The sequence below is a fragment of the Pseudonocardia sp. OZ21 genome (assembly GCF_059359135.1).
In genome coordinates, this window is the sequence record NZ_JCADBN010000001.1 from 688,818 (window position 1) to 711,056 (window position 22,239).

The following is a 22,239-nucleotide window of genomic DNA, read 5'->3' on the forward strand; positions in this document are numbered from 1 at the left end:
GGAGCCGTCCTAGTCGATGAGGTCCATCCCGGTGCCTGAACGGCCGTTGGGGGCCACGTCGGGAGAACCGTTCGGGGAGCTTCCCCGCCACAGCTGGGTCCGGCCGCGGGACACCGTGCGCAGCGCCTTCGTCAGGGCGTCCTCGAACTCGGACAGCTTCGCGTCGACGTAGCCGTCGCACTCCCGGCGCAGCTGGTCCACCTCGATGTCAGCGGCGTCGACGATCCGGGCCGCCTCGGTGTTCGCGGCGCGCACCACCTCGGTCTGCGACACCAGCCGGGCCTGCTCGGCCTGCCCGTCCGCGACGTAGCGGTCGTGGGCGGCGCGCCCGGCATGGGCCAGCCGGTCGGCCTCGGCCTGGGCCCGGTCGGTCAGCTCGGTGTACTGGCGGCGGCCCTCGGTGACGGCCCGCTCGGCCTCGTGCCGCGCCTTCGCGAGGATCTGCTCCGCCTCGGCGCGCGCCTCCGCGACCGCGCGCTCGGCCTCCGCACGTGCCTCGGCGACCATCTCCTCGGCGTCGGCCTGGGCACCCGACCGCGTCTGCTCGGCCTCCTGCGCAGCGTCGTCCACCAGCTCGTCGCGGCGGTCCAGGACGTCCTGGGCGTCGTCCAGCTCGCCGGGCAACGCCTCCCGGACATCGTCGAGAAGCTCGAGCACATCGCCACGGGGGACGACACAGTTGGAGGTCATCGGGACACCCCGAGCCTCCTCGACGAGCGTGACCAGCGCGTCGAGCGATTCGAAGACCCGGTACACCCGGGCATCCTCTCACCGTGAGGCCGTCACGCCGGGTATTGCGACCGCCCGCGTGTCAAGTTCCGAACGGGTGATCAGGAACGCTCGGCGATGCGCTCCAGGAGGTGCCGGTGTACCGACTCCGGCAGCAGGTGGGCGACGTCGCCCCCGTACGTGGCCACCTCTTTCACCAAGGAGCTGGACACGAAGCTGTAGTCGGGGCTGGTGGACATGAACAGCGTGTCCACACCGGAGAGCCGCTGGTTCATCTGCGCCATCTGCAGCTCGTACTCGAAGTCGGTGACCACGCGCAGGCCCTTGACGATGGCCCGGATGTCGTTGTCCCGGCAGTACTCCACCAGGAGACCGTGGAACGAGTCGACCCGGACGTTCGGGTACGGCGCGACGATGTCGCGCAGCATCGCCATCCGCTCGTCGACGGTGAACAGGCTCTTCTTGTTCTTGTTGACCAGCACCGCCACGACGATCTCGTCGAACAGCGCCGACGTCCGGCCGATGACGTCCAGGTGGCCGTTGGTCGGGGGGTCGAACGAGCCGGGGCACACGGCGCGCCTCATCCCGGAAGCCTCACAGGCGCGGACGCTACCGGAGTGCGACGTGTAGCGCCGTATCTCCGTAATGGCGCTCACGTACGCCCTGCAGCGGCTCCGGCCAGGGGAAGGAGCCGCCGCGCGCCGACCGCTCCACCACGACCGTGACGTCCTCGGCCAGCCACCCGTGCGCGGCCGCCGCCCGCAGCCAGCCCGCCACCTCTGCGTCGGGCACGTCGTAGGGCGGGTCGACGAGCACGACGTCGTAGGCGCGGTCGGCGGCCCCTGCCAGCACCGTGCCTGCGGGCGCCGCGCGCACGACCGCGCCCGGCAGCCCGACCGCGTCGACGTTGCGCCGCAGCACCGCGGCCGCCCGCTTGTCCGACTCCACGAACAGCGCGTGCTCCGCGCCGCGCGATAGCGCCTCCAGCCCGAGTGCGCCCGACCCGGCGCACAGGTCGAGCACGGCGGCGCCGTCGAGCCCCGGGTCGTTCTCCAGGGCGCTGAACAGCGCCTCCCGCACCCGGTCGGACGTCGGGCGGGTGCCCTTGGGCGGCACCGTGAGCCGACGCCCGCCCGCGGTGCCCGCGATGATCCGCGTCACCGCGCGAGTGTGGCACCCGCGGAGCGGGCGGCCGGGGCGCGGGCCCCCGGGGATCGGGCTATGCCAGCTCCAGCAGCAGGTCGCCGCCCTCCACCTGCTGGACCGGACCGATGGCGAGGCGGGCGACCCGGCCCGCCTTGTGGCTGGTGATCGACGCCTCCATCTTCATGGCCTCGATCGTCGCCACCGTCCGGCCGGCCTCGACGGAGTCACCCTCGCCCACCGACAGCGTCACGACACCGGAGAACGGCGCGGCGACGTGCTGGGGGTTGGACCGGTCGGCCTTCTCCGCCGCCTTCACGGCGCTGTCCACCGAGTGGTCGCGCACCGAGACCGGCCGCAGCTGGCCGTTCAGGGTGGCCAGCACCGTGCGGAAGCCGCGTTCGTCGGCCTCGGAGATCGCCTCCAGCTCGATCAGCAGCGTCACCCCTGGCTCCAGCTCGGCGGTGTGCTCGACCTCCGGTTCGAGGCCGTAGAGGAAGTCCTTCGTGGAGAGCACGGAGGTGGCGCCGTAGGCCTCCTGGTGGGCCAGGTACTCCTCGGCGGGCCCCGGGAACAGCAGCCGGTTGAGTGTGGTCCGGCGCTCGTCGCGCAGCCCGCGCCGGTCCTGGATCGTCAGCTCCGGCTGGTTCTTCTCCGCGCTGCGCCCCTCCAGCGCCCGGGTGCGGAAAGGCTCCGGCCAGCCACCGGGCGGGTCGCCCAGCTCCCCGCGCAGGAACCCGATGACCGAGTCGGGCACGTCGAACTCCCCCGGCTCGGCCTCGAAGTCCTTCGGCGTCACCCCGGCTCCGACGAGGTGCAGCGCGAGGTCCCCCACCACCTTGGACGACGGCGTCACCTTGACCAGCCGCCCGAGCATCCGGTCGGCCGCGGCATAGCAGTCCTCGATCAGCTCGAACCGGTCGCCGAGCCCCAGCGCGATCGCCTGCTGGCGCAGGTTCGACAGCTGCCCGCCGGGGATCTCGTGGTTGTAGACGCGCCCGGTGGGCGACGGGAGCGCCGCCTCGAACGGGGCGTAGACCTTGCGCACCGCCTCCCAGTACGGCTCGAGGTCGCTCACCGCGGTGAGCGAGAGCCCGGTGGCGCGGTCGGTGTGGTCGGTGGCGGCCACGAGCGCCGAGAGCGAGGGCTGGCTCGTCGTGCCTGCCATGCTCGCCACCGCCGCGTCCACGGCGTCCACCCCGGCCTCGATCGCCGCCACCAGCGTGGCGAGCTGGCCGCCTGCGGTGTCGTGGGTGTGCAGGTGGACGGGCAGGTCGAACCGGCTCCGCAGCGCCGTCACCAGGGTCCGCGCGGCGGGCGGGCGCAGCAGCCCGGCCATGTCCTTGATCGAGAGCACGTGCGCGCCCGCCTCGACCGCCTGCTCGGCCAGGCGCAGGTAGTAGTCCAGCGTGTACAGCTTCTCGCCGGGGTCGGAGAGGTCGGCCGTGTAGCAGAGCGCCACCTCGGCCACCGCCGTGCCGGTGGCGCGGACGGCCTCGATCGCCGGACGCATCTGCTCGACGTCGTTGAGCGCGTCGAAGATCCGGAAGATGTCCATACCGGTGCGCGCCGCCTCCTCGACGAACGCGTCGGTCACCTCGACCGGGTACGGCGTGTAGCCCACGGTGTTGCGCCCGCGCAGCAGCATCTGCGTGCAGATGTTGGGCACCGCCGCCCGGAGCGACGCCAGCCGCTCCCACGGGTCCTCGGCGAGGAACCGCAGCGCCACGTCGTAGGTCGCCCCGCCCCAGCACTCCACGCTGAACAGCTCCGGCACCGTCCGGGCCACGTACGGGGCGACGGCCAGCAGGTCGCGACTGCGGACGCGGGTGGCCAGCAGCGACTGGTGGGCGTCGCGGAAGGTCGTGTCGGTGACGGCCACGGCCTGCTGCGCGCGCAGCCGCGCCGCGAACCCTTCCGGGCCCAGCTCCAGCAGTTGCTGCCGCGACCCGTCGGGGGCAGGCGCGTCCAGGTCGCAGGCCGGCAGCTTCTCCACCGGCTCGACGCCCTTGGGCCGCGGCCCGTTGGGCCGGTTGACCGTGGTCTCGGCGAGGTAGGTGAGCAGCCGGGTGCCGCGGTCGGCCGGCTGGCGGGCCGTGAGCAGCTCGGGGCGCTCCTCGATGAAGCTCGTGGTGACCCGCCCCGCCTGGAAGTCCGGGTCGTTGAGCACCGCCGCGAGGAACGGGATGTTCGTGGAGACGCCCCGGATGCGGAACTCCGCGACGGCCCGCTTCGCCCGGCGCACCGCGGTGCGGAACGTGCGGCCGCGGCAGGTGAGCTTCACGAGCATCGAGTCGAAGTGGGCGCTGACCTCGGCGCCCACGTGCGTGGTGCCGCCGTCCAGGCGCACCCCGGCACCGCCCGGTGAGCGGTAGGCGCCGATCACCCCCGTGTCCGGGCGGAAGCCGTTGGACGGGTCCTCCGTGGTGATCCGGCACTGCAGCGCCGCCCCGCGCAGGACGATGTCCTCCTGCGCCATCTGCAGGTCCGCGAGCGTCTCCCCCGAGGCGATCCGTAGCTGCGCGATCACCAGGTCGCGGTCGGTGACCTCCTCGGTGACCGTGTGCTCCACCTGGATGCGCGGGTTCATCTCGATGAAGACGTAGTGGCCCCGCTCGTCGAGCAGGAACTCGACGGTGCCCGCGTTGACGTAGCCGATGTGCCGGGCGAACGCCACGGCGTCGGCACAGATGCGGTCGCGCAGATCCGGGTCGAGGTTGGGAGCGGGCGCGATCTCGATGACCTTCTGGTGGCGGCGCTGCACCGAGCAGTCGCGCTCGTAGAGGTGCACTACCTCGCCCGCGGCGTCGGCGAGGATCTGCACCTCGATGTGGCGCGGGTTCACCACCGCCTGCTCGAGGAACACCGTGGCGTCCCCGAACGCCGACTCGGCCTCCCGCATCGCGGCCTCGATGGACTCGCGCAGGTCGCCGGGCTCGGCCACCCGCCGCATCCCGCGGCCGCCACCACCCGCCACCGCCTTGACGAAGATCGGGAACCCGACGTCGTCGGCCGCGGCGAGCAGCGTGTCGACGTCGTCGGACGGCTCGGACGAGTCGAGCACCGCCACACCCGCCTCGCGGGCCGCGGCGATGGCGCGGGCCTTGTTGCCCGTCAGATGCAGCACCCGCGGCGGCGGCCCGACGAACGTGATGCCTGCCTGCTCGCACGCCTCGGCGAGGTCGGGGTTCTCCGACAGGAAGCCGTAGCCGGGGTAGATCGCGTCGGCACCCGCTCGTCGGGCGGCGGCGATCACCTCGTCCACCGACAGGTAGGCACGCACCGGATGGCCCGGCTCCCCGATCTGGTACGACTCATCGGCCTTCGCGCGATGAAGCGAGTTGCGATCCTCGTACGGGAAGATCGCGACGGTCGAGACGCCGAGCTCGTAGGCCGCCCGGAACGCCCTGATGGCGATCTCTCCCCGGTTCGCGACGAGCACCTTGCGGAACACGGCAACCCTCCCTGCTGATCAGCGTGGAAGGCGAACGGTACCTGCGGGCACCTGATCGGACCCTGCGAAGCACACCGCGCTTCGGTACGAATGGAGAGGTGCGACACGTTCGGCCCATGGGGCCGGGTGGGCCGCCGTCCCGGCCTCGTTCACCGGCCGGCTTCGTGACGACGAAGGGTGCGACGTGATGCCACGAGTCCGGCCGGGGCAGTCCGCCGCGTTCGCGGAGGGGCGCCGCATGCGGGATGCGGCCGAGATGCGGCGCGGGCGCCGGCGGCACCCGCGGGGCCACGGCAGAGGCGGGCCCCACTCGCGGTCGCCGTGGCTGTTCCTGATCGCCGTACCCGTGGTGGCGGGCGGAGCCGGCGCGCTGGTGATGACGATGGCGATCATCAGCCTCGTCCTGCTCGGCTTGGCGATCGTGGCCGGTTCGGCCCCGATGCTGGTGGCGGGCACGCTCGCGTTCGTCGCCGTGCACCGCAACAGGCGCCACGCGGCACTCCGGCGCCACAGCGCGGTCCCGGCCCCGCAGCCCGTGCCTCCGGCGCCCCGGCCCGCGGCACCGCGGCCCGACGTGGTCTGGGGGCAGGCCCGCGCGCGGTTCCACGCCCTGCGGTCCCGCTACGCCGCGTTCGAGTGCGATCCCATGGAGGTGCTGCGGCTCCCCGCTCTCGCCGACGTGACCGTGCCCAGCACCGCGCGGTTCGTCGACGCGTTCGCCGAGGCGCAGGCCCTCGACACCGACGGGTGCCCGCCGCCGCAGCACGCCGCGGCGTTCGTCGCCGCCGTCGACCGGGCCGAGCGCGCATGGCAGGCCGCCCGCGAGGCCGCGCAGCGGATCCGTCTCTCCGGGCTGTCGGCCACCGAACGCGGCACGGTCGAGCGCGTGATCAAGCTGCTCACCACCGCCCGCGACTCCGACAGCGACCCCGAGCGCCTCGCCGCCTACGCCCGCGCCCGCGCGGAGCTCGGCAAGCTCGACCGCGCCGGGGTGATCCACCTGCCGGTGTCGGCAGGCGCCGCACTCGACGCCGCCGCCCGGGGTGCCCTCCCCGCCTGACGCCTGCGTCAGGCCGTGTCCCGGCCGCGGAGCCGGCGTCAGACCTTGTCGAGGTAGGCCGCGCGCTCCTCGTCGCCCACGGTCTCGCCCACGAGTGCGGCGAGACCGGGACGGCCACGCAGCCCAGGGTCCTCGGCCACGATGCCGGCCGCGTAGACCCGCGCCTTGGCGATGATCTCCTCGTGGCGCAGGAGCGACAGCAGCCGCAGCCCGGACCGGCGGCCGGACTGCAAGGCGCCGAGCACGTCGCCCTCCCGGCGCAGTTCGAGGTCGAGCCGGGCCAGCTCGAAGCCGTCGGTGGTGCCGGCGATCGCGTCGAGCCGCTCCCGCGCCGTGCTCGCCTCCGGCGCCTCGGTGACGAGGAGGCACACGCCGGCCGCGGAACCCCGGCCCACCCGCCCACGGAGCTGGTGGAGCTGGGAGAGACCGAAGCGGTCGGCGTCGAGGATGACCATGCCGGTGGCGTTGGGGACGTCGACGCCGACCTCGATGACGGTGGTGGCGACCAGGACGTCGAGCTCACCGCGCTCGAAGGCCCGCATCACGGCGTCCTTCTCGTCGGGCGGGAGCTTCCCGTGCAGGATCCCGATCCGCAGCCCGTGGAGCGCACCCTCCTCCAGCCGGGGCGCCACCTCCAGCACCGCGAGCGGGGGGCGGCGGGCGGCGCCGTCGTCGGAGTCGGCGCCCTCGTCGGGATCGTCGAGATCCACGAGGTCGGCGTCCGGATCGCCCTTCCCGTTGTCGCCCCCGACCCGCGGGCACACGATGTAGACCTGGTGGCCCGCCGCGACCTCCTCGTGGACCCGCCGCCAGACCCGCTGCAGCCACGTGGGCTTCTCCGCCAGCGGGACCACGGTGGTGGCGATGGGCGAGCGGCCGCCGGGCAGCTCGCGCAGCGCGGAGACCTCCAGGTCGCCGTACACCGTCATCGCGACGGTGCGGGGGATGGGCGTGGCCGTCATCACCAGCATGTGGGGCGCGAGCTCGCCGCGCCCGCGCAGTGCGTCGCGCTGCTCGACGCCGAAGCGGTGCTGCTCGTCGACCACGACCAGGCCGAGGTCGGCGAACCCGACGTGGTCCTGGATCAGCGCGTGGGTGCCGACGACGATCCCGGCCGCTCCGGACTGCGCGTCGAGCAACGCCTGACGGCGGGCCTTCGTGCCCAGCGACCCGGTGAGCAGCGTGACGGCGGTGGCCTGGTCGGCCCCGCCGAGCTCGCCGGAGCGCCCGAGCGGGCCCAGCAGGGTGCGCAACGACCGGGCGTGCTGGGCGGCGAGCACCTCGGTGGGCGCCAGCAGCGCCGCCTGCCTGCCACCGTCGACGACCTGCAGCATCGCGCGCAGTGCGATCACCGTCTTGCCCGCCCCGACATCGCCCTGGACGAGGCGGTTCATCGGGTGCTCGCGCGCCAGGTCGGCGGCGATCTCCGCGCCGACGGCGTGCTGGCCCGCGGTGAGCGTGAAGGGCAGCGCGGCGTCGAAGGCGTCGAGCAGGCCACCGGTCTTCGGCGGGCACGCGGCGGCAGGCCGCGAGACGGTGGCCTGCCTGCGCAGGGCCAGCGCCAGCTGGACGCCCATCGCCTCGTCCCAGACCAGGCGGTTGCGGGCGGCGTGGAAGTCGGCCTCGGACTCGGGCACGTGGATGCGCCGCAGGGCCCGGCCCAGCTCGGCCAGGCCCTCGCGCTGGCGGAGCGACGCGGGCAGCGGGTCGGTGGGGTCGTCGAGCAGGTCGAGCACCTGGCGCACGCAGCGGGCGATCTCCTGCGAGTTGATCTTGCCGGTGGCCGGGTAGACCGACAGGAACGGGCGGATCTCGTCGGCCTCGTCGAGCGGCTCGAACTGCGGGTGGGTGAGCTGCAGCTTCTTGTTGAACACCCCGACCTTGCCCGAGAACACCGCACGCACCCCGGGGTGGATGACGTGCTGCACCTTGTGGCCGTTGAAGAACGTGCAGTCGAGCGTGGCGCCCTTCTCGTCGCGGATGACGACGCTGAGCAGCTTGCCCCGGCGGGCCCGCATGTCGCGCAGCGTGGTCTTCTCCACCTGCGCGACCAGGGTGGCGTGCTCCCCGATCTCCAGCCCGGCGATGTCGGTGAGCTTGCCCCGGTCGACGTAGCGGCGCGGGTAGTGGCGCACCAGGTCGCCCACGGTGTGGATCTCGAGCTGGGCGGAGAGCAGCTCGGCCGCCCGCTTGCCGACCAGCGGCAGGAGCGGGCTCAGCATGTCGACGTCGCTCACTCCACCCCCAGCACGATCGCGAAGCCCGTCTGCCCGCCGCGGTGCACGACGACGTCGACCTCGGGGTGGGAGCGGCGCAGGTCGGCCGCGAGCCCGTCGGCGAGGGCGTCGTCGGCGCCCTCCCCCAGCAGGACGGTGACGAGCTCGCCACCAGCGGTGAGCATGCGGTGAGCCAACCACAACCCACCGACAGCAAGATCCGGGGCGATCACCACGACCTCGCCGTCGCTGATGCCGAGCACGTCGCCGGGCTCGCACGGCCCCACCCAGGTGAGCGCCTCGGACTCGGCCACCACCAGGCCGCCGGTGCGCGTGCCCGCCGCGGCCTCGGCCATCGCGACGACGTCGTCGCCCGCGCGCCGCTCGGGGTCGTGCACGGCCAGCGCCGCGAGCCCCTGCAGCACCGACGCCGTGGGCACCACCAGCACCTCCTGCCCGTCGCGCCGGGCCAGCGCGGCGGCCTGCTCGGCCACGGCGGTGAGCTCCCCGTCCCCGGGGAGCAGCACGACGTGCCGGGCCCGCGTGCCGGCCAGCGCGGCCACCAGGTCGCACGCCTCCACCTCACGGTCGTGCGGCCGTTCCAGCACGGCGGCCCCCGCGGTCCGGGCCAGCTCCGCGAGCTCCGCGCCACCGACGACCATCAGCACGGCACGGTCGCGGACGAACCGATCGGACTCGCCGGCCCCGGCCTCGGTGGCGTCCCGGACCTGGTCGGCGAACCGGATCACCGTGATCCGGTGCGGCCTGCCCGCGGCGATCCCCGCCTCGATGGCAGCTCCCACGTCGGCGCAGTGCACGTGGACGTTCCACAGGCCGTCCCCGTCTCCGACGACGGAGACGCAGTCCCCCAGCGCCTCGAGCTCGGCTCGCAGCGCGTCCACTTGCTCGTCCACCCGGTCGTCGACGGGGCTCTCGAGCAGGTACATCACCTCGTAGTCGTAGCGGGGCGACCCGCCCTCCCGCTCCGCCACGAGGACGTCCCGCCCGCGGGCGGGCTGCCGGCCGGGTGCGCCCGTCGACGGGAGCCGGACCGTGCCGGTGCGCCCGCTCACCAGCCCGGCCAGCGCGTCGAGCACCAGGTAGAGACCGAGCCCACCCGCGTCGACGACGCCTGCCCTGGCCAGCTCGGGCAGCTGCCCCGTGGTGGCCTGCACCGCGCCCGCCGCCGCCTCGGCCGCGGCGCACGCCACGTGGTCGAGCCGGTCGGAGCCCGCGGCCGCCGCCGCGCGCGCCGCCGCCCCCAGCACCGACAGCACCGTGCCCTCCCGTGGCCGCGTGACGGCCGCCGTGGCGAGCCGGTGCGCCCGGCCGAGTGCATCGGCCAGCACCGCACCGGCCGGCGTGGGACCCACGACCGCCGCCACCGCGTCGGCCACACCGCGCAGCACCTGGGACAGGATCACCCCGGAGTTGCCCCTCGCCCCCACGAGCGCGCCCCGCGCGAGTGCCCCGGCCACGGCGGCCACTCCGCGAGCCGGCGCCTCCGCGTTGTCCCGCAGCGCCCGGCGCACCGCCTCCGTGGCGGCCTCCGTGGCGGCGCGCATGGTCAGCAGCAGGTTCGTGCCGGTGTCGCCGTCGGCAACCGGGAAGACGTTGATGCGATCGATCTCGGCGCGGTGCCGTTCGAGCGCCTGCGTGGCGGCCCGCGTCCATCCGGTGAGCAGGGCGGAATCGAGGATCGGGGGCACCCGGAACAGGGTAGCGACCGGGTGGTGTGCACCCCGTCCGGTGGCGCGGGTACTCTGGCTCATCGCGACCGGGGTGAACCCGGCTTCCCCCCATCGTCTACCCGAGGAGTGTCCGACGTGGCTGCCGTCTGCGACGTCTGCGGCAAGGGTCCGGGCTTCGGCATGTCCGTCTCGCACTCGCACCGCCGCACCCACCGCCGCTGGAACCCGAACATCCAGACCGTCCGTGCACGCCTGGGTGGTGGCAACCGCCAGCGCCTCAACGTGTGCACGTCCTGCCTGAAGGCGGGCAAGGTCGCTCGCGCCTGAGCGGCCGACCACAACCAGCTTTTCGCAGAACGCCGCCGTCCGCACCAGCGGACGGCGGCGTTCTGCCGTTCCGGAACCGCGTGGTGACCGGGCTCGCGGTGTGAGCTACCCCGCTTCATGATCGTGCCAGTATCTGGCTCGGGGGTTCCGAGATCAGGTCTCCCGACGTCCATGCGCTCCAGGAGATCGTGATGACACTCGCCCCCGACCCGTTCCGGTCGGCCACCCACGGGAAGCGCCACAGCGCATACACCGTGCTGAACGACCGTGGTCCCGTGCACCTCATGCACCGGAGCCGTTCGCGGTCCACCTGGCTGATCACCGGCTACGACGAAGCGCGCGCCAGCCTGACCGACACCCGCCTGATCAAGGGCGGCGGGAGCGCCAACATCTTCGGCAACCGGCTCGATCCGGCGCTGCTCTCCGCCACCCGCACGGAGATGCTGAGCAGCGACCCGCCCGACCACACCCGGCTCCGGAAGCTGGTGTCGGGGGCGTTCACGATGCGCCGCATCGACCTGCTCGCCCCGCGCATCCAGGACGTGGTCGACGAACTGCTGGACGGGCTCGTCGACGTCGAGTCGGCCGATCTCGTCACCACGTTCGCCTACCCGTTGCCGATGACGGTGATCTGCGACCTGCTCGGCATCCCGGAGGAGCGCCGGGCCGACTTCCGAACCTGGTCGGCACAGATCATCGACCCGGCCGTCGTCGGCTTCGAGGTCTTCTCCGAAGCGGCCGCCGCACTGGTCGGCTACGTGCGCGAGCTGATCGCGACCAAACGCGCACAACCCGCCGACGACCTGCTCTCGGCCGTGATCGCCGTCCGTGACGGCAGCGACCAGCTCTCCGAGGACGAGCTCACATCCCTGGTGATCCTGCTCCTGGTCGCGGGCCACGAGACCACCGTCAACTTCATCACCAACGCCACGTACGCCCTGCTCACCCACCCCGAGCAGCTGGAGCTGCTGCGGTCCGCGCCCGACCGGATCCCCGGGGCCGTCGAGGAACTGCTGCGGTTCGACGGTCCGTTGCAGATCGCCACGCAGCGCGTGGCCACCGAGACGTTCGAGTTCGGTGGCGTCACGATCGCCGCGGGCGACGTCGTGCTCACCGGGCTGCTGGCCGCCAACCGCGACACGTCCCACCTGCCGGGCGCCGACGTCCTCGACATCACCCGCACGCCCACACCGCACCTGGCGTTCGGGCACGGCATCCACCACTGCCTGGGAGCGCCGCTCGCCCGGCTCGAGGCCCGCATCGCACTGGGCTCCCTGATCAGGCGCTTCCCCGACCTGCGGCCGGCCGCCCCCGCTGACGACCTGCCCGTCGGCGACGCCGTGCTGATCAACGGCCTCACCGAGCTCCAGGTCACCACCCGGCCGGTGCCGGCCTCCTGACCGCGATCGTCCGGGTCAGGGCAGCTTCCAGTCCACCGGCTCCCCGCCCAGCTCCTCGAGCAGGGCGTTCGCCCGGCTGAACGGGCGCGACCCGAAGAACCCACGGTCCGCCGACATCGGGCTGGGGTGGGCCGACTCGACGCACGGCACGTCCACGAGCAGCGGCACGAGGTTGCGCGCGTCCCGGCCCCACAGGATCGCGACGAGCGGTTCGCCGTCGCGGTCGACGAGGGCGCGGATCGCCTGCTCGGTGACCTTCTCCCAGCCCTTGTCCCGGTGCGAGCCCGGGTTGCCCGGCTCCACCGTGAGCACCCTGTTGAGCAGCAGCACGCCCTGGTCGGCCCACGGCGTGAGGTCGCCGGTGGACGGGGTGGGGTACCCGAGGTCGTCGCTGTACTCGCGGAAGATGTTGGCCAGCGACCGCGGAACGGGGCGGGTCTGCGGCGCCACGGAGAACGACAGCCCGATCGCGTGTCCCGGCGTCGGGTACGGGTCCTGGCCCACGATCAGCACCCGGACACCGTCGAACGGCTGGGTGAACGCGCGCAGCACGTTCGGCCCCGCCGGCAGGTAACGGCGCCCCGCGGCCAGCTCGGCACGCAGGAACTCCCCCATGTCGGCCACGACCGGCGCGACCGGGGCCAGCGCCCGTGCCCAACCGGCCTCCACGACCTCCTCGAGCGGCTTGGCCATCAGATCCTCCGCAGCTCGGCGCGGAACCGCTTGCCGCGCTGGACGTAGCTCTGCACGGCATGGTCGAAGTAGCCGTCGGGCACCTCGTGGCCCTCACGCACGCGCGCCGGGACGCCCAGCGCCATCCGGCGCGGCGGGACCTCCGCGTTCGGCGAGACCACCGCGCCCGCCCCGACCACCGCTCCCGCCCCGATCGTGGCCCCGTTGAGCACCACCGACCCCGACGAGATGAGCGCGCGGTCCCCGATGGTCGCGCCCTCGATGTGGACGTTGTGCCCGACGGTCACCTCGGCCCCGATGATCGTCGGCTCGTGCGGGGTGCAGTGGATGATCGACCCGTCCTGCACGCTGGTGCGCGGCCCGATCTCGATGCGGCCGTCATCCCCGCGGAGCACCGCGGACGGCCAGACCGACGCCTCCGCACCGATCGTCACGTTGCCGATCACCACGGCGTCGGGATGGACGTAGGCGTCCGGATGGATGGCGGGTTCGACGTCGCCGAGCGCGTAGAGGGGCACGCGGGCGAGCGTAAACAGCGGCCGCTGACCTCCGCGAGCCGCACCTGCCCGCCCCCCGCGGGGCCATCGCGTACATCTCACGGCGATCATTCCGGGAGAACTCCCCCGAGCCGCACCCCTCGGCCCCCACCAGGGCGATCCCGTACATCTCGCGGCACGCTCCCACGAGCCGCACCTCTCGGCTGGCCCCCGGCGGGGCGATCCCGTGCGGCTCGCAGCGATCAGTCCGACGAGAGCACCCCGAGCCGCACCTCCCCGCCCCCAGCAGGGCGATCCCGTACGTCTCGCGGCAGGGCTCTCCCGAGCCACACCTCTGCGCCCCCGGCGGGGCGATGGTGTGCGGCTCGGGCGATCAGTCCGGGGGGAGCTCCTTCGCCAGCTCGTCCACCACCAGCAGGTCGCGCCGGACGCTGCCGCTGCGGTAGGCGGACCGGCCGGCGAGCTGCGAGATCACCGGGGCGGTGATCACCTGGAACAGCGCGACGAGCGCGAGGGTGACGGCGCTCTCCAGCTCCACGCGGAGCGCCGTACCCGCGAGCACCAGCAGCAGGCCCAGCGTCTGAGGCTTGGTGGCCGCCTGCAGCCGTGCGAGCACGTCCGGGAGCCGGACCATGCCGATCGCGCCGAGCAGGCACGACAGCGCCCCGAGGAGCAGCAGCACCGCGGAGACGACGTCGAGCGCGGTGTCGGGTGCGGGGGTCACCGGTGCCGCTCCCTGCGCTCGGCCAGCCGCATCGCGGCAGCCGAGCCGACGAACCCGAGCAGCGCGACCGCGGCGAGCAGCGGAATGTTGGAGCCGTCCTCGTAGAAGGCCACGTACACCGCGGTGGTGGCGACGAGCAGCACGACGAAGGCGTCGAGGGCGGCGATGCGGTCGAGGGTGTCCGGCCCCAGCAGCAGCCGCACGAGGGTGAGGGCGCCTGCGAGCCCGAGCATGCCCAGGACGACCACGAACACGGTGTTCATCGCGGTGCTCCCGCCTCTGCGATCCGCCGGTGCGCCTCTGCCAGCTCCTCCGGACGGCCGAGCGCCGCGAGCACCCGCCGCTGCATGTCCATGGCGCGGAGCCGGGCGCGTTCGGCGCCGTCCCGGTCGCGGGGGCCGAGGGCGTAGATGTACCAGATCTCGCGCGCGTGATCGATCTGCAGCACCATCGCGCCCGGCGACAGCGACAGCGCGTTGGCCATGACCGTGACGACCCGGTCCGACCCGGAGAGCAGCGGCACGGCCACGATCGTGCCCTGCGCGCGCCGGCCGTGCCGCAGGATCTGCCAGCTCACCTCCACGCCCGAGACCACCAGGTCGTAGAGGAGGAACGCGCCGAGCCCGAGCAGGGGCAGCGGCCGCACGGGCAGCCGGTCAGGCAGCGGCGGCATCCGGAACAGGGCCGTGACGAGCACCGCCACCACCACCCCGCCGACGACACTCAGCGGGGTGAACGTGCCCCAGAGCAGCACCCACACCAGCGTCAGCCACACCACCGACGGCAGCCGGGCCCGCACGGCGTGCACCCCGCGCCTCCCGGTGCGCCGGCCGTCGCTCCCCATCCCGGTCATCGGCCCTCCTGTGCGCCCAGCACCGCGTCGACGTAAGGCGTCCGGTCGATCAGGTCCGCCCCCGCCCGCCCGGTCAGCACCGTGAGCGGGCCCGCGAACACCGCGATCGCGACGCTGACCGCCACCAGGCCCGCGGTCGCCGTGTACATCGGCATCGACGTCCGTGCCGTGCCCACGAGGACCTCGTCGGTGGGGTCCTCGTCGGGGCGCGGTGGCCGGGGCTCTCCCCAGAACACCCGCACCCACACCCGGACCAGCGCGTAGAGCGTCAGGAGGCTGGCGAGGATCACCACGCCCGCCACCACCTGGGGACCCAGGCCGGCGGCCGCCCCGGCCTGCAGGAGAGCGAGCTTCGCGACGAACCCCGCGGTCGGGGGGATGCCGGCCAGCGTCATCGCCGGTATCGCGAAGAGGACGGCGAGCCCGGGAGAGCTGCGGGCCAGCCCACCCATCTCGTCCAGCGCCACGGTGCCGGTGCGGCGCGTGATCAGGCCGCTCACCAGGAACAGCGTGGCGAGCACCGTGATGTGGTGGGCGGCGTACAGGGCCGCCCCCGACAGTGAGGCCGCGTCGAACACCGCCAGCCCGAACAGCATGAACCCGATGTGGCTGACGAGCAGGAACGACAGCAGCCGGTTGAGGTCGTTCTGGACCAGCGCGCCCAGCGCGCCGACGAGCATCGTGGCCACCGCCAGCACGAGCAGCAGCGTCCACGGCTGGTCCCGGCTGAACAGCAACGTCTCGGTGCGCAGCAGCGCGTAGAAGCTCACCTTCGTGAGCAGGCCTGCGAACAGCGCGGCCACCGGGCCCGGAGCGTTGGGATAGCTGTCGGGGAGCCAGAAGTGCAGCGGCACGATCGCCGCCTTGATCCCGAAGACGACCAGCAGCATCAGGCCGAGCACCGACTGCACGCCGCCCGGCAGCGCCCCGATCCGCTCCGCGAGGTCGGCCAGGTTCACCGTGCCCGTGGCCGCGTACACCAGGGCGATCGCGGTGAGGAACAGCAGCGACGACAGCAGGCTGACCGTCACGTACGTCATGCCCGCCGGGATCCGCGACGCGCCGGTCCGCCGGGTGATCAGCACGTAGGACGCGGTGAGCATCAGCTCGAACGCCACGAACAGCGTGAACAGATCCCCGGTGAGGTAGGCGAGCGAGACCCCGGCGCAGAGCATCAGGTACATCGGGTGGAACGTCGTGCTCGCGGTGCCGCGGCCGTAGTCGGCGATCCGCTGGTCGATCGCGTACACCAGCACGGCGAGGGTCACGAGCGTCGAGACCAGCAGCAGCAGGGCCGAGAGCCGGTCGGCCACCAGCGCGATCCCGACCGGGGGGGCCCAGCCGCCCAGCTCGGCCACGACCGGGCCGTGCTCGTCGGCCGCGACGAGGAGCACCGCGGCGAGCACCGCGACGGCCGTGAGGACGACGACACCGACCACGCGCTGCAGTGCCGCCGACCGGCTGCCGATCACCGTGACGGCGGCCCCGAGCATCGGAAGCAGCACCGGCAGCGTCAGGACCGTGGTCACGAGCCGTCCCGGCCCCGGCCGGCTTCCGCCTCGACCTCGTCGTCCGCGCGTTCGAGATCCTGCTCCGGATCCTCGGAGCCGTCGCCCGACTCGAGCGGGGCGGACGGCGCCTTCTGGCGCGCGATCCGCCGGTCCTCCACGTCGTCCTGCACCTCGTCGTGCCCGACCAGCACGAAGGCGCGGTAGCCGAGCGCGAGGAGGAAGGTGGTGAGCGCGAAGGTGATCACGATGGCGGTGAGGGCGAGCGCCTGCGGCAGCGGGTCGGCGAACGACTCCGGCGGCGCGGTGCCGATGATCGGCGGCCGGCCAGGGGGCCCTCCCGCGAGCTGTAGCAGCAGGTTGGTGCCGTGGCCCAGCACGACCACCCCGATCAGCACGCGCATCAGCGACCGCGACAGCAGCAGGGTGAACCCGACCCCGTAGAGGACGCCGACGGTCAGCGCCATGACCACGTTGATGGTGATCACGACGCCTCCCCGGCGTCGTCCATGTCGCGTTCGATGCCGTCGCCGAGTGCACGCAGCAGGTCCAGCACCACGCCGATGATCAGCAGGTACACGCCGACGTCGAGGAACAGGCTGGTCTGCAGCTCCACCGGGCCGAGCAGCGGCAGGTCCGCGGCGAGCTTCGCGGTGGAGAGCACCGGCGCCCCGAACGCCGCGGGCACCAGACCGGTGACCAGCGCCACCGCCAACCCGCTTCCGATGAGGACCGGTGCGCGGGGATGGACCACGGCCCCGAAGTCGGCGTTCCCACCCGCGATGTAGCGCAGGACGAACGCGAGCCCGGCCACGAGGCCTGCGGAGAACCCACCGCCCGGCCCGTAGTGCCCCACCAGCAGCAGGTAGAGGGAGAAGACGAGCACGGTCGGGAAGACCGCCCGCGTGGTCATCTCCAGCAGCAGGCTCCGCTCACCGGGGCGCCGGCAGTCACCCGACAGCAGCCACTCCCCCCGCGGCCGGTCCCACTCCTCGAAGGGCACCGGGTCGCGGCCGTCGTTCAGCCTGCTCGTCGTTCCCGGCCCGTCCGTCATCGCCTGCCCTCCGTCTCGCCCGCCGGTGCGCCCGTCGGGTGCCATCGCCTGGTGTCCGTCACCCGAGGAGGTCCTCCTCGTGCTGCGGGCTGTTCTGCCCGCTCTCGACCGGCCCGCGGCGCCCCCGCCGGTCGTAGCGGGTGGCGAGCACGAGGCTCGCCACCCCGACCGCCGCGACGGCCAGAACGCCGATCTCCCCGACGGTGTCGAGCGCCCGGAAGTCGACGATGATGGCGCTGACCACGTTGGTCGCCCCCGCCTCGGCCGGCGCGAGCCGGACGAACTCCGCGGTGGTCGCCGACGGCGCGGTGCGGGCTCCCGACATCACGATCGCGAACACCGCGACGGCGGCCCCGCCCACCGCCCCGAGCACCGCCTTGGGCAGCCGCACCCTGCGGGGTGACGGTTCCTCGGTGAAGTCGGCCGGCAGCCTGCGCAGCACGAACACGAACGCCACGAGCGACAGCGTCTCGACGAGGAACTGCGCGAGCGCGAGGTCCGGCGCCCCGTCGATGATGAACAGCCCACCCACTCCGTACCCGATCACGCCGACCAGGAGCACGGCGGTCAGGCGACGCCGGGCCCGCACCGCGGCCAGCGCCGCGATCACCACGACGATCGCGAGCGGAACCTGCGTGAGCGAGTGGTAGATCGTCTGGCCGGTGGGCCATGCGCCCCCCAGGACCGTGGCCGCGCCGGGCAGCAGCACGAACGCCACGAGGATCGTGGCCAGGTAGGCGGGGAGGGAGCCGACCTGCAGGCGTCCGGTCACGGCCAGCGCGAGGCGCGCGATGGCCGCGATGGTGAGCTCGTAGCCGCGCTGCGCGTCGAGCGGGCTGCGGGAGGACAGGGCGACCACCCGAGCCCGCCGCGCGTGCAGGAGCAGGCCGCCGGCGATCGCCACCGCGGTGAACAGCAGCGGCAGGCCGAGGCCGTGCCAGAGCGCGAGGTGGTAGTCGGACTCGTCGGGGTACTCGGCGGCGTAACCGGCGCCGAGCGCGTCGACCACCGGGTAGGCGATACCGAGGGCCAGGCCGGCGATGGAGCAGATCCAGACGGGCACGGTCAGCAGCGCGCCCGGGCGGTGCACCGTCCGCGGCTCGACCCCGGGCTTGCGGGCGAACGCCCCCCACAGGAACCGGGCGCTGTACGCCGCGGTGAGCACCGACCCGAGCAGCAGCCCGAGCGCGACGATCCACCCGCGCAGGCCGCCCTCGTCGAGGAAGCCCTCGAACGCGGCCTCCTTGCCGACGAACCCCAGCAGTGGCGGGATCCCGGCCATCGACGCCACGGCCAGGGCCGCTGCGACGGCCGTGCCCGGCAGAGCGGTACGCAGGCCGGAGAGCTTGCGCAGGTCACGGGTGCCGGTCGCGTGGTCGATGGTGCCGACGACCATGAACAGCGGTGCCTTGAACAGCCCGTGCGCGAGCAGCAGCGCGATACCGGCGAGCGCGGAGATCTCCCCCAGCGGTCCGCCGCTCCCGAGCAGCACCGTCAGGAACCCGAGTTGGCTGACCGTGCCGAAGGCGAGCAGCCGTTTCAGGTCGGTGGCCGACAGCGCCCGCCAGCCGCCCACGAGCATCGTGCCGAGCCCGATGACGACCACCGGCACCCACCAGACGGCCTGGTCGGAGAAGCCGGGCGCGAGGCGCCCCACCAGGTAGACCCCGGCCTTCACCATGGACGCCGCGTGCAGGTAGGCGCTCACGGGTGTCGGGGCGACCATCGCGGCGGGCAGCCACGGGTGGAACGGCAGCTGGGCCGACTTCGTGAACGCCCCGAGCAGGATCAGCAGCAGCGCTGCGGTGACGGCACCGCCGTGCAGGCTGCCCGCCTGCCCGGCGGCCACGATCTCCGAGATCCGGTAGGTGCCGGCCGCTCCGCCGATGAGCACGAACCCGAGCAACATCGCCAGGCCGCCGAACACGGTGACCAGCAGGGCCTGCACCGCGGCCCGCCGCTCCTCACCCTGCTCGCCGCCCTGCCCGACCAGGAGGAACGACGCGATCGAGGTCAGCTCCCAGAACACGTAGAGCGTGAGCAGGTCGTCGGCCAGGACCAGCCCCAGCATCGCCCCGGCGAAGGCCAGCAGCAGGGCGGCGCTGCGCGGCGCCTCCGTGGAGTCGCTCCCGAAGTAGCCGACGCAGTACACGAGGATCACGGCGCCGAGCCCCGACACCAGCACGATCATCGCCAGTGCCAGCGCATCGAGCCGGAAGCTCAGCGCCAGACCGAGCGTGGGCGCCCATGCCGTGGTGGCGGTGACGCCGCCCGCGAGCGCGGGGCCCGCGTTGGCGAGCGCCCACAGCAACGTGGCGGCAGGCAGGACGGCCGCCACCGCGAACGCCGCGCGCCTGTTGCGGGCCGACACCAGCGGGAGCAGGGCCGCCACCACGAGGTGTGCGACGACGAGCGCGAGCAACGGCGACTCCTCCCGATCCCGGAGAGCGGCGACGACAGCCGGGCCTCCTCACGGGGAGCTACCCCGGAACAGCGCGATCATCGCCCGGCCCCGAGCGGCCCGCGGGGGCCGGGCACCGGAGATCCGGGCGGCCGAGCGCGGGGACGACCTTACCGGGCCTTCCGTTCCGTCCCCTCCGTCCCGGATCCACAGGTGGCGTGAGGGGTCTCACGTCTCGATCTGGAACGATCCAGAACATCGAGGCGATGTACAGGATGCAGGCCCACAGCGCGCCTGCCGCCCGCAGCGAAGCGGAGTCGGAAGACAACTCGAGGAGGACAGCATGACCAGCACCACCAGGCGTATCAGTGCCGGGCTTCGGCAGGCTCTGCGTCGCCTCGACGACTGGACCTTGTTCGCGTTCAACCCGCGCTACCCCACCCCGGGGCGCGACTGAGCGTCGACCTGCCGGGCGGGGCCGCTCCTCAGCGGCTCTCGCTCGGCGGCACCAGTGGTCGCAGCCGCGCCCACAGCACGAACAGCGCGGCGACGACGATCATGACTATCCCGGACCACAGGTTGATGTCGATGCCGCCCGCTTTCTGCAGCTCGGCCTCGCTCTCGAAGAACAGGCCCATCACCGCCAGGATGATGCCGTAGATACCGAGCAGCACGGCGACGATCGTGCGCAGGTCGAACAGCTGCGACGCGGCGCTGGGCGGGGCCACGGTCGCGCCCTGGTCGACGGCGGTCTCCTTCGGTTCGGTCACGGATGCCTCCTGTCGGGACTCACTGCTGGTCTGTCTCTGGGTCAGGCGAAGAGCAGGTAGAGCACGATGGTCAACGCGATCACGATCGCGCCGAGCACCACCGGCGACTGCCACCAGCTGCCCTCGTCCTCACCGGTGCGACCCCGCTCCCGGGGAGTGAGCGACCAGGTCAGCCCGACCAGTTCGGCCTCCGGCCTCGGCGCGGTGAACATCGTGACCACGACGCCCACCGCGATCCCGACCACGAACGCGGCACTCGCGGCCATGAACGACCCCGCCTGCGACGAGACGGCGATCACCCCGCCGCGCACGAGCGAGTCGACGATCACGGCCGCGATGGTGCCGCCGATCAGCCCGGTCCAGCCGGCCGTCCCGCTCATCCGCTTCCAGAACAGGCCGAGGATGAAGACCGCGAACAACGGCGCGTTGAAGAAGCTGAACAGGGCTTGGATGTAGTCCATCAGGTTCTCGAAGCTGCCCGCGATGAACGCCGTGCCGATGGCCAGCACGCAGCCGATCACGGTGACCGCACGGCCGACCCGCAGGTAGTACGCGTCCGGCCGGCCGGGGCGAACCCAGTCCTGCCAGATGTCGTAGGTGAACACGGTGTTCAGCGAGCTGACGTTGGCGGCCATGCCGGCCATGAACGACGCGAGCAGGCCGGCCAGCGCCACCCCGAGGATGCCGTTGGGCAATACCTCGTTCATCAGCAGCGTCAGCGCGTTGTTGTAGGTGACGTCGGTGGTGCCGCCCTGCTTGAGCGTGGTGAGCTGCGGCACCAGCACCCCGGCGATCATGCCGGGGATCACCACGACCAGCGGGATCAGCGCCTTCGGGAACGCGGCGATGATCGGCGTGCGGCGGGCGGCCGACATGCTGCGGGCCGACAGGGCGCGCTGCACCTCGGCGAAGTTGGTGGTCCAGTAGCCGAACGAGAGCACGAACCCGAGCCCGAAGACGATGCCGAGCACCGAGAGGAACGGGTTGGCGATCTCGGTCAGCGACGTGCCCGGCCACGTGGACACCTGCTCAGGGCCCGGCGGGAGCCCGCTCACCTGCTGCTTCAACCCGTCCCAGCCGCCGACGCGGGCCAGCCCGGCGACGGTGAGCGGGATCAGCAGGGCGAGGATCACGAAGAACTGCAGCACCTCGTTGTAGATCGCCGCCGAGAGCCCGCCCAGGAACGTGTAGCTCAGGACGACGAGCGCCGCGACCGGGATGGCGACCTGCGGGGGCCAGCCGAGCAGCGCCTCGAGGATCAGTCCGAGTGCGTACAGGTTCACCCCGGCGATCAGCACCGACGCGAGCGCGAACGTCACGGCGTTCACCCGCTGGGTCGTCTTGTTGAACCGCATCCGGAGGAACTCCGGGACGCTGCGCGCCTTGCTGCCGTAGTAGAAGGGCATCATCACGATGCCGAGGAAGACCATCGCGGGGATGGCGCCGATCCAGTAGTAGTGGAACGTGGCCACGCCGTACTGGGCGCCGTTGGCCATCATCCCGATGAGCTCGATCGCCCCGAGGTTCGCCGAGACGAACGCCAGCCCCGTGACCCAGGCCGGCAGTGACCGCCCGGACAGCAGGAAGTCCAGGCTGGAGGCGATCGACCGGCGGGCCATCACCCCGATCCCCAGCACCAGCACGAAGTAGAAGACGACGAACACGTAGTCGATCGCGGTCGTGTCGAGCCGCAGATCGGTCTGCGCGAGCACCTCCACC

Annotated in this window: 20 protein-coding genes; 3 read left to right on the forward strand and 17 right to left on the reverse strand. The window is 73.0% G+C overall.

Annotated features, from left to right (window positions below):
• Nucleotides 1–9: 9 nt before the first annotated feature.
• The 4 genes from AC5L35_RS03350 to AC5L35_RS03365 form a co-directional block, all read right to left on the reverse strand.
• The gene (locus AC5L35_RS03350) at nt 10–756 is read right to left on the reverse strand and encodes a DivIVA domain-containing protein (RefSeq protein ID WP_495057998.1); all 747 of its coding nucleotides are present in this window, start codon (nt 754–756) and stop codon (nt 10–12) included.
• A gap of 74 nt (nt 757–830) precedes the next feature.
• Nucleotides 831–1,313: a pantetheine-phosphate adenylyltransferase gene (gene coaD, locus AC5L35_RS03355; RefSeq protein ID WP_495057999.1), complete on the reverse strand. Its 483-nt coding sequence runs from the start codon at nt 1,311–1,313 to the stop codon at nt 831–833.
• Nucleotides 1,314–1,338: 25 nt separating this feature from the next.
• Complete coding sequence (rsmD, locus tag AC5L35_RS03360) at nt 1,339–1,890, reverse strand: 16S rRNA (guanine(966)-N(2))-methyltransferase RsmD (RefSeq protein ID WP_495058000.1); 552 nt, start codon at nt 1,888–1,890, stop codon at nt 1,339–1,341.
• A 58-nt stretch (nt 1,891–1,948) separates the two neighbouring features.
• A complete protein-coding gene (locus AC5L35_RS03365) occupies nt 1,949–5,326 on the reverse strand; it encodes a pyruvate carboxylase (RefSeq protein ID WP_495058001.1) in 3,378 nt (1,125 codons plus the stop codon).
• Nucleotides 5,327–5,513: 187 nt separating this feature from the next.
• Between AC5L35_RS03365 and AC5L35_RS03370 the strand changes: the two genes are divergently transcribed.
• Complete coding sequence (locus AC5L35_RS03370) at nt 5,514–6,386, forward strand: hypothetical protein (protein ID WP_495058002.1); 873 nt, start codon at nt 5,514–5,516, stop codon at nt 6,384–6,386.
• A gap of 38 nt (nt 6,387–6,424) precedes the next feature.
• On the opposite strand, the gene recG is transcribed toward AC5L35_RS03370, so the two are convergent.
• Both recG and AC5L35_RS03380 read right to left on the reverse strand, forming a co-directional pair.
• A complete protein-coding gene (gene recG / locus AC5L35_RS03375; protein WP_495058085.1) occupies nt 6,425–8,608 on the reverse strand; it encodes an ATP-dependent DNA helicase RecG in 2,184 nt (727 codons plus the stop codon).
• Nucleotides 8,609–8,619: 11 nt separating this feature from the next.
• On the reverse strand, nt 8,620–10,311 hold the full coding sequence (locus AC5L35_RS03380; protein ID WP_495058003.1) for a DAK2 domain-containing protein: 1,692 nt from the start codon (nt 10,309–10,311) through the stop codon (nt 8,620–8,622).
• A gap of 117 nt (nt 10,312–10,428) precedes the next feature.
• Here AC5L35_RS03380 and rpmB point away from each other — a divergent pair, with 117 nt between their 5' ends.
• Both rpmB and AC5L35_RS03390 read left to right on the forward strand, forming a co-directional pair.
• A complete protein-coding gene (rpmB, locus tag AC5L35_RS03385) occupies nt 10,429–10,620 on the forward strand; it encodes a 50S ribosomal protein L28 (RefSeq protein ID WP_169398083.1) in 192 nt (63 codons plus the stop codon).
• A gap of 191 nt (nt 10,621–10,811) precedes the next feature.
• Complete coding sequence (locus AC5L35_RS03390; RefSeq protein ID WP_495058004.1) at nt 10,812–12,020, forward strand: cytochrome P450 family protein; 1,209 nt, start codon at nt 10,812–10,814, stop codon at nt 12,018–12,020.
• Between the two features lie 15 nt (nt 12,021–12,035).
• Here the strand turns inward: AC5L35_RS03390 and AC5L35_RS03395 are convergent, their stop codons facing one another.
• The 11 genes from AC5L35_RS03395 to AC5L35_RS03445 form a co-directional block, all read right to left on the reverse strand.
• Complete coding sequence (locus AC5L35_RS03395) at nt 12,036–12,716, reverse strand: uracil-DNA glycosylase (RefSeq protein WP_495058086.1); 681 nt, start codon at nt 12,714–12,716, stop codon at nt 12,036–12,038.
• On the reverse strand, nt 12,713–13,231 hold the full coding sequence (locus AC5L35_RS03400) for a gamma carbonic anhydrase family protein (protein ID WP_495058005.1): 519 nt from the start codon (nt 13,229–13,231) through the stop codon (nt 12,713–12,715). Before AC5L35_RS03400 ends, AC5L35_RS03395 begins: the two co-directional genes overlap by 4 nt.
• Nucleotides 13,232–13,583: 352 nt before the next feature.
• Nucleotides 13,584–13,934, reverse strand: a complete 351-nt coding sequence (gene mnhG / locus AC5L35_RS03405) for a monovalent cation/H(+) antiporter subunit G (RefSeq protein WP_495058006.1) — start codon at nt 13,932–13,934, stop codon at nt 13,584–13,586.
• On the reverse strand, nt 13,931–14,197 hold the full coding sequence (locus tag AC5L35_RS03410) for a monovalent cation/H+ antiporter complex subunit F (protein WP_495058007.1): 267 nt from the start codon (nt 14,195–14,197) through the stop codon (nt 13,931–13,933). Before AC5L35_RS03410 ends, mnhG begins: the two co-directional genes overlap by 4 nt.
• On the reverse strand, nt 14,194–14,787 hold the full coding sequence (locus tag AC5L35_RS03415; protein ID WP_495058008.1) for a Na+/H+ antiporter subunit E: 594 nt from the start codon (nt 14,785–14,787) through the stop codon (nt 14,194–14,196). The genes AC5L35_RS03410 and AC5L35_RS03415 overlap by 4 nt, the downstream gene beginning before the upstream one ends.
• A complete protein-coding gene (locus tag AC5L35_RS03420) occupies nt 14,784–16,316 on the reverse strand; it encodes a Na+/H+ antiporter subunit D (RefSeq protein ID WP_495058009.1) in 1,533 nt (510 codons plus the stop codon). The genes AC5L35_RS03415 and AC5L35_RS03420 overlap by 4 nt, the downstream gene beginning before the upstream one ends.
• Nucleotides 16,313–16,780, reverse strand: a complete 468-nt coding sequence (locus AC5L35_RS03425; RefSeq protein WP_495058087.1) for a Na(+)/H(+) antiporter subunit C — start codon at nt 16,778–16,780, stop codon at nt 16,313–16,315. The genes AC5L35_RS03420 and AC5L35_RS03425 overlap by 4 nt, the downstream gene beginning before the upstream one ends.
• Nucleotides 16,780–17,349 carry an MnhB domain-containing protein gene (locus AC5L35_RS03430; RefSeq protein ID WP_495058010.1) on the reverse strand — a complete coding sequence of 190 codons (570 nt, stop codon included), beginning with the start codon at nt 17,347–17,349 and terminating at the stop codon, nt 16,780–16,782. The genes AC5L35_RS03425 and AC5L35_RS03430 overlap by 1 nt, the downstream gene beginning before the upstream one ends.
• A 58-nt stretch (nt 17,350–17,407) precedes the next feature.
• Nucleotides 17,408–19,771 carry a hydrogen gas-evolving membrane-bound hydrogenase subunit E gene (gene mbhE / locus AC5L35_RS03435; RefSeq protein WP_495058011.1) on the reverse strand — a complete coding sequence of 788 codons (2,364 nt, stop codon included), beginning with the start codon at nt 19,769–19,771 and terminating at the stop codon, nt 17,408–17,410.
• Nucleotides 19,772–20,235: 464 nt separating this feature from the next.
• A complete protein-coding gene (locus AC5L35_RS03440) occupies nt 20,236–20,520 on the reverse strand; it encodes a hypothetical protein (protein WP_495058012.1) in 285 nt (94 codons plus the stop codon).
• 41 nt (nt 20,521–20,561) lie between these two features.
• Entirely contained in the window at nt 20,562–22,238 is a 1,677-nt protein-coding gene (locus tag AC5L35_RS03445; protein ID WP_495058088.1) for a sodium:solute symporter family protein, read from the reverse strand.
• Nucleotide 22,239 lies beyond the last annotated feature (1 nt).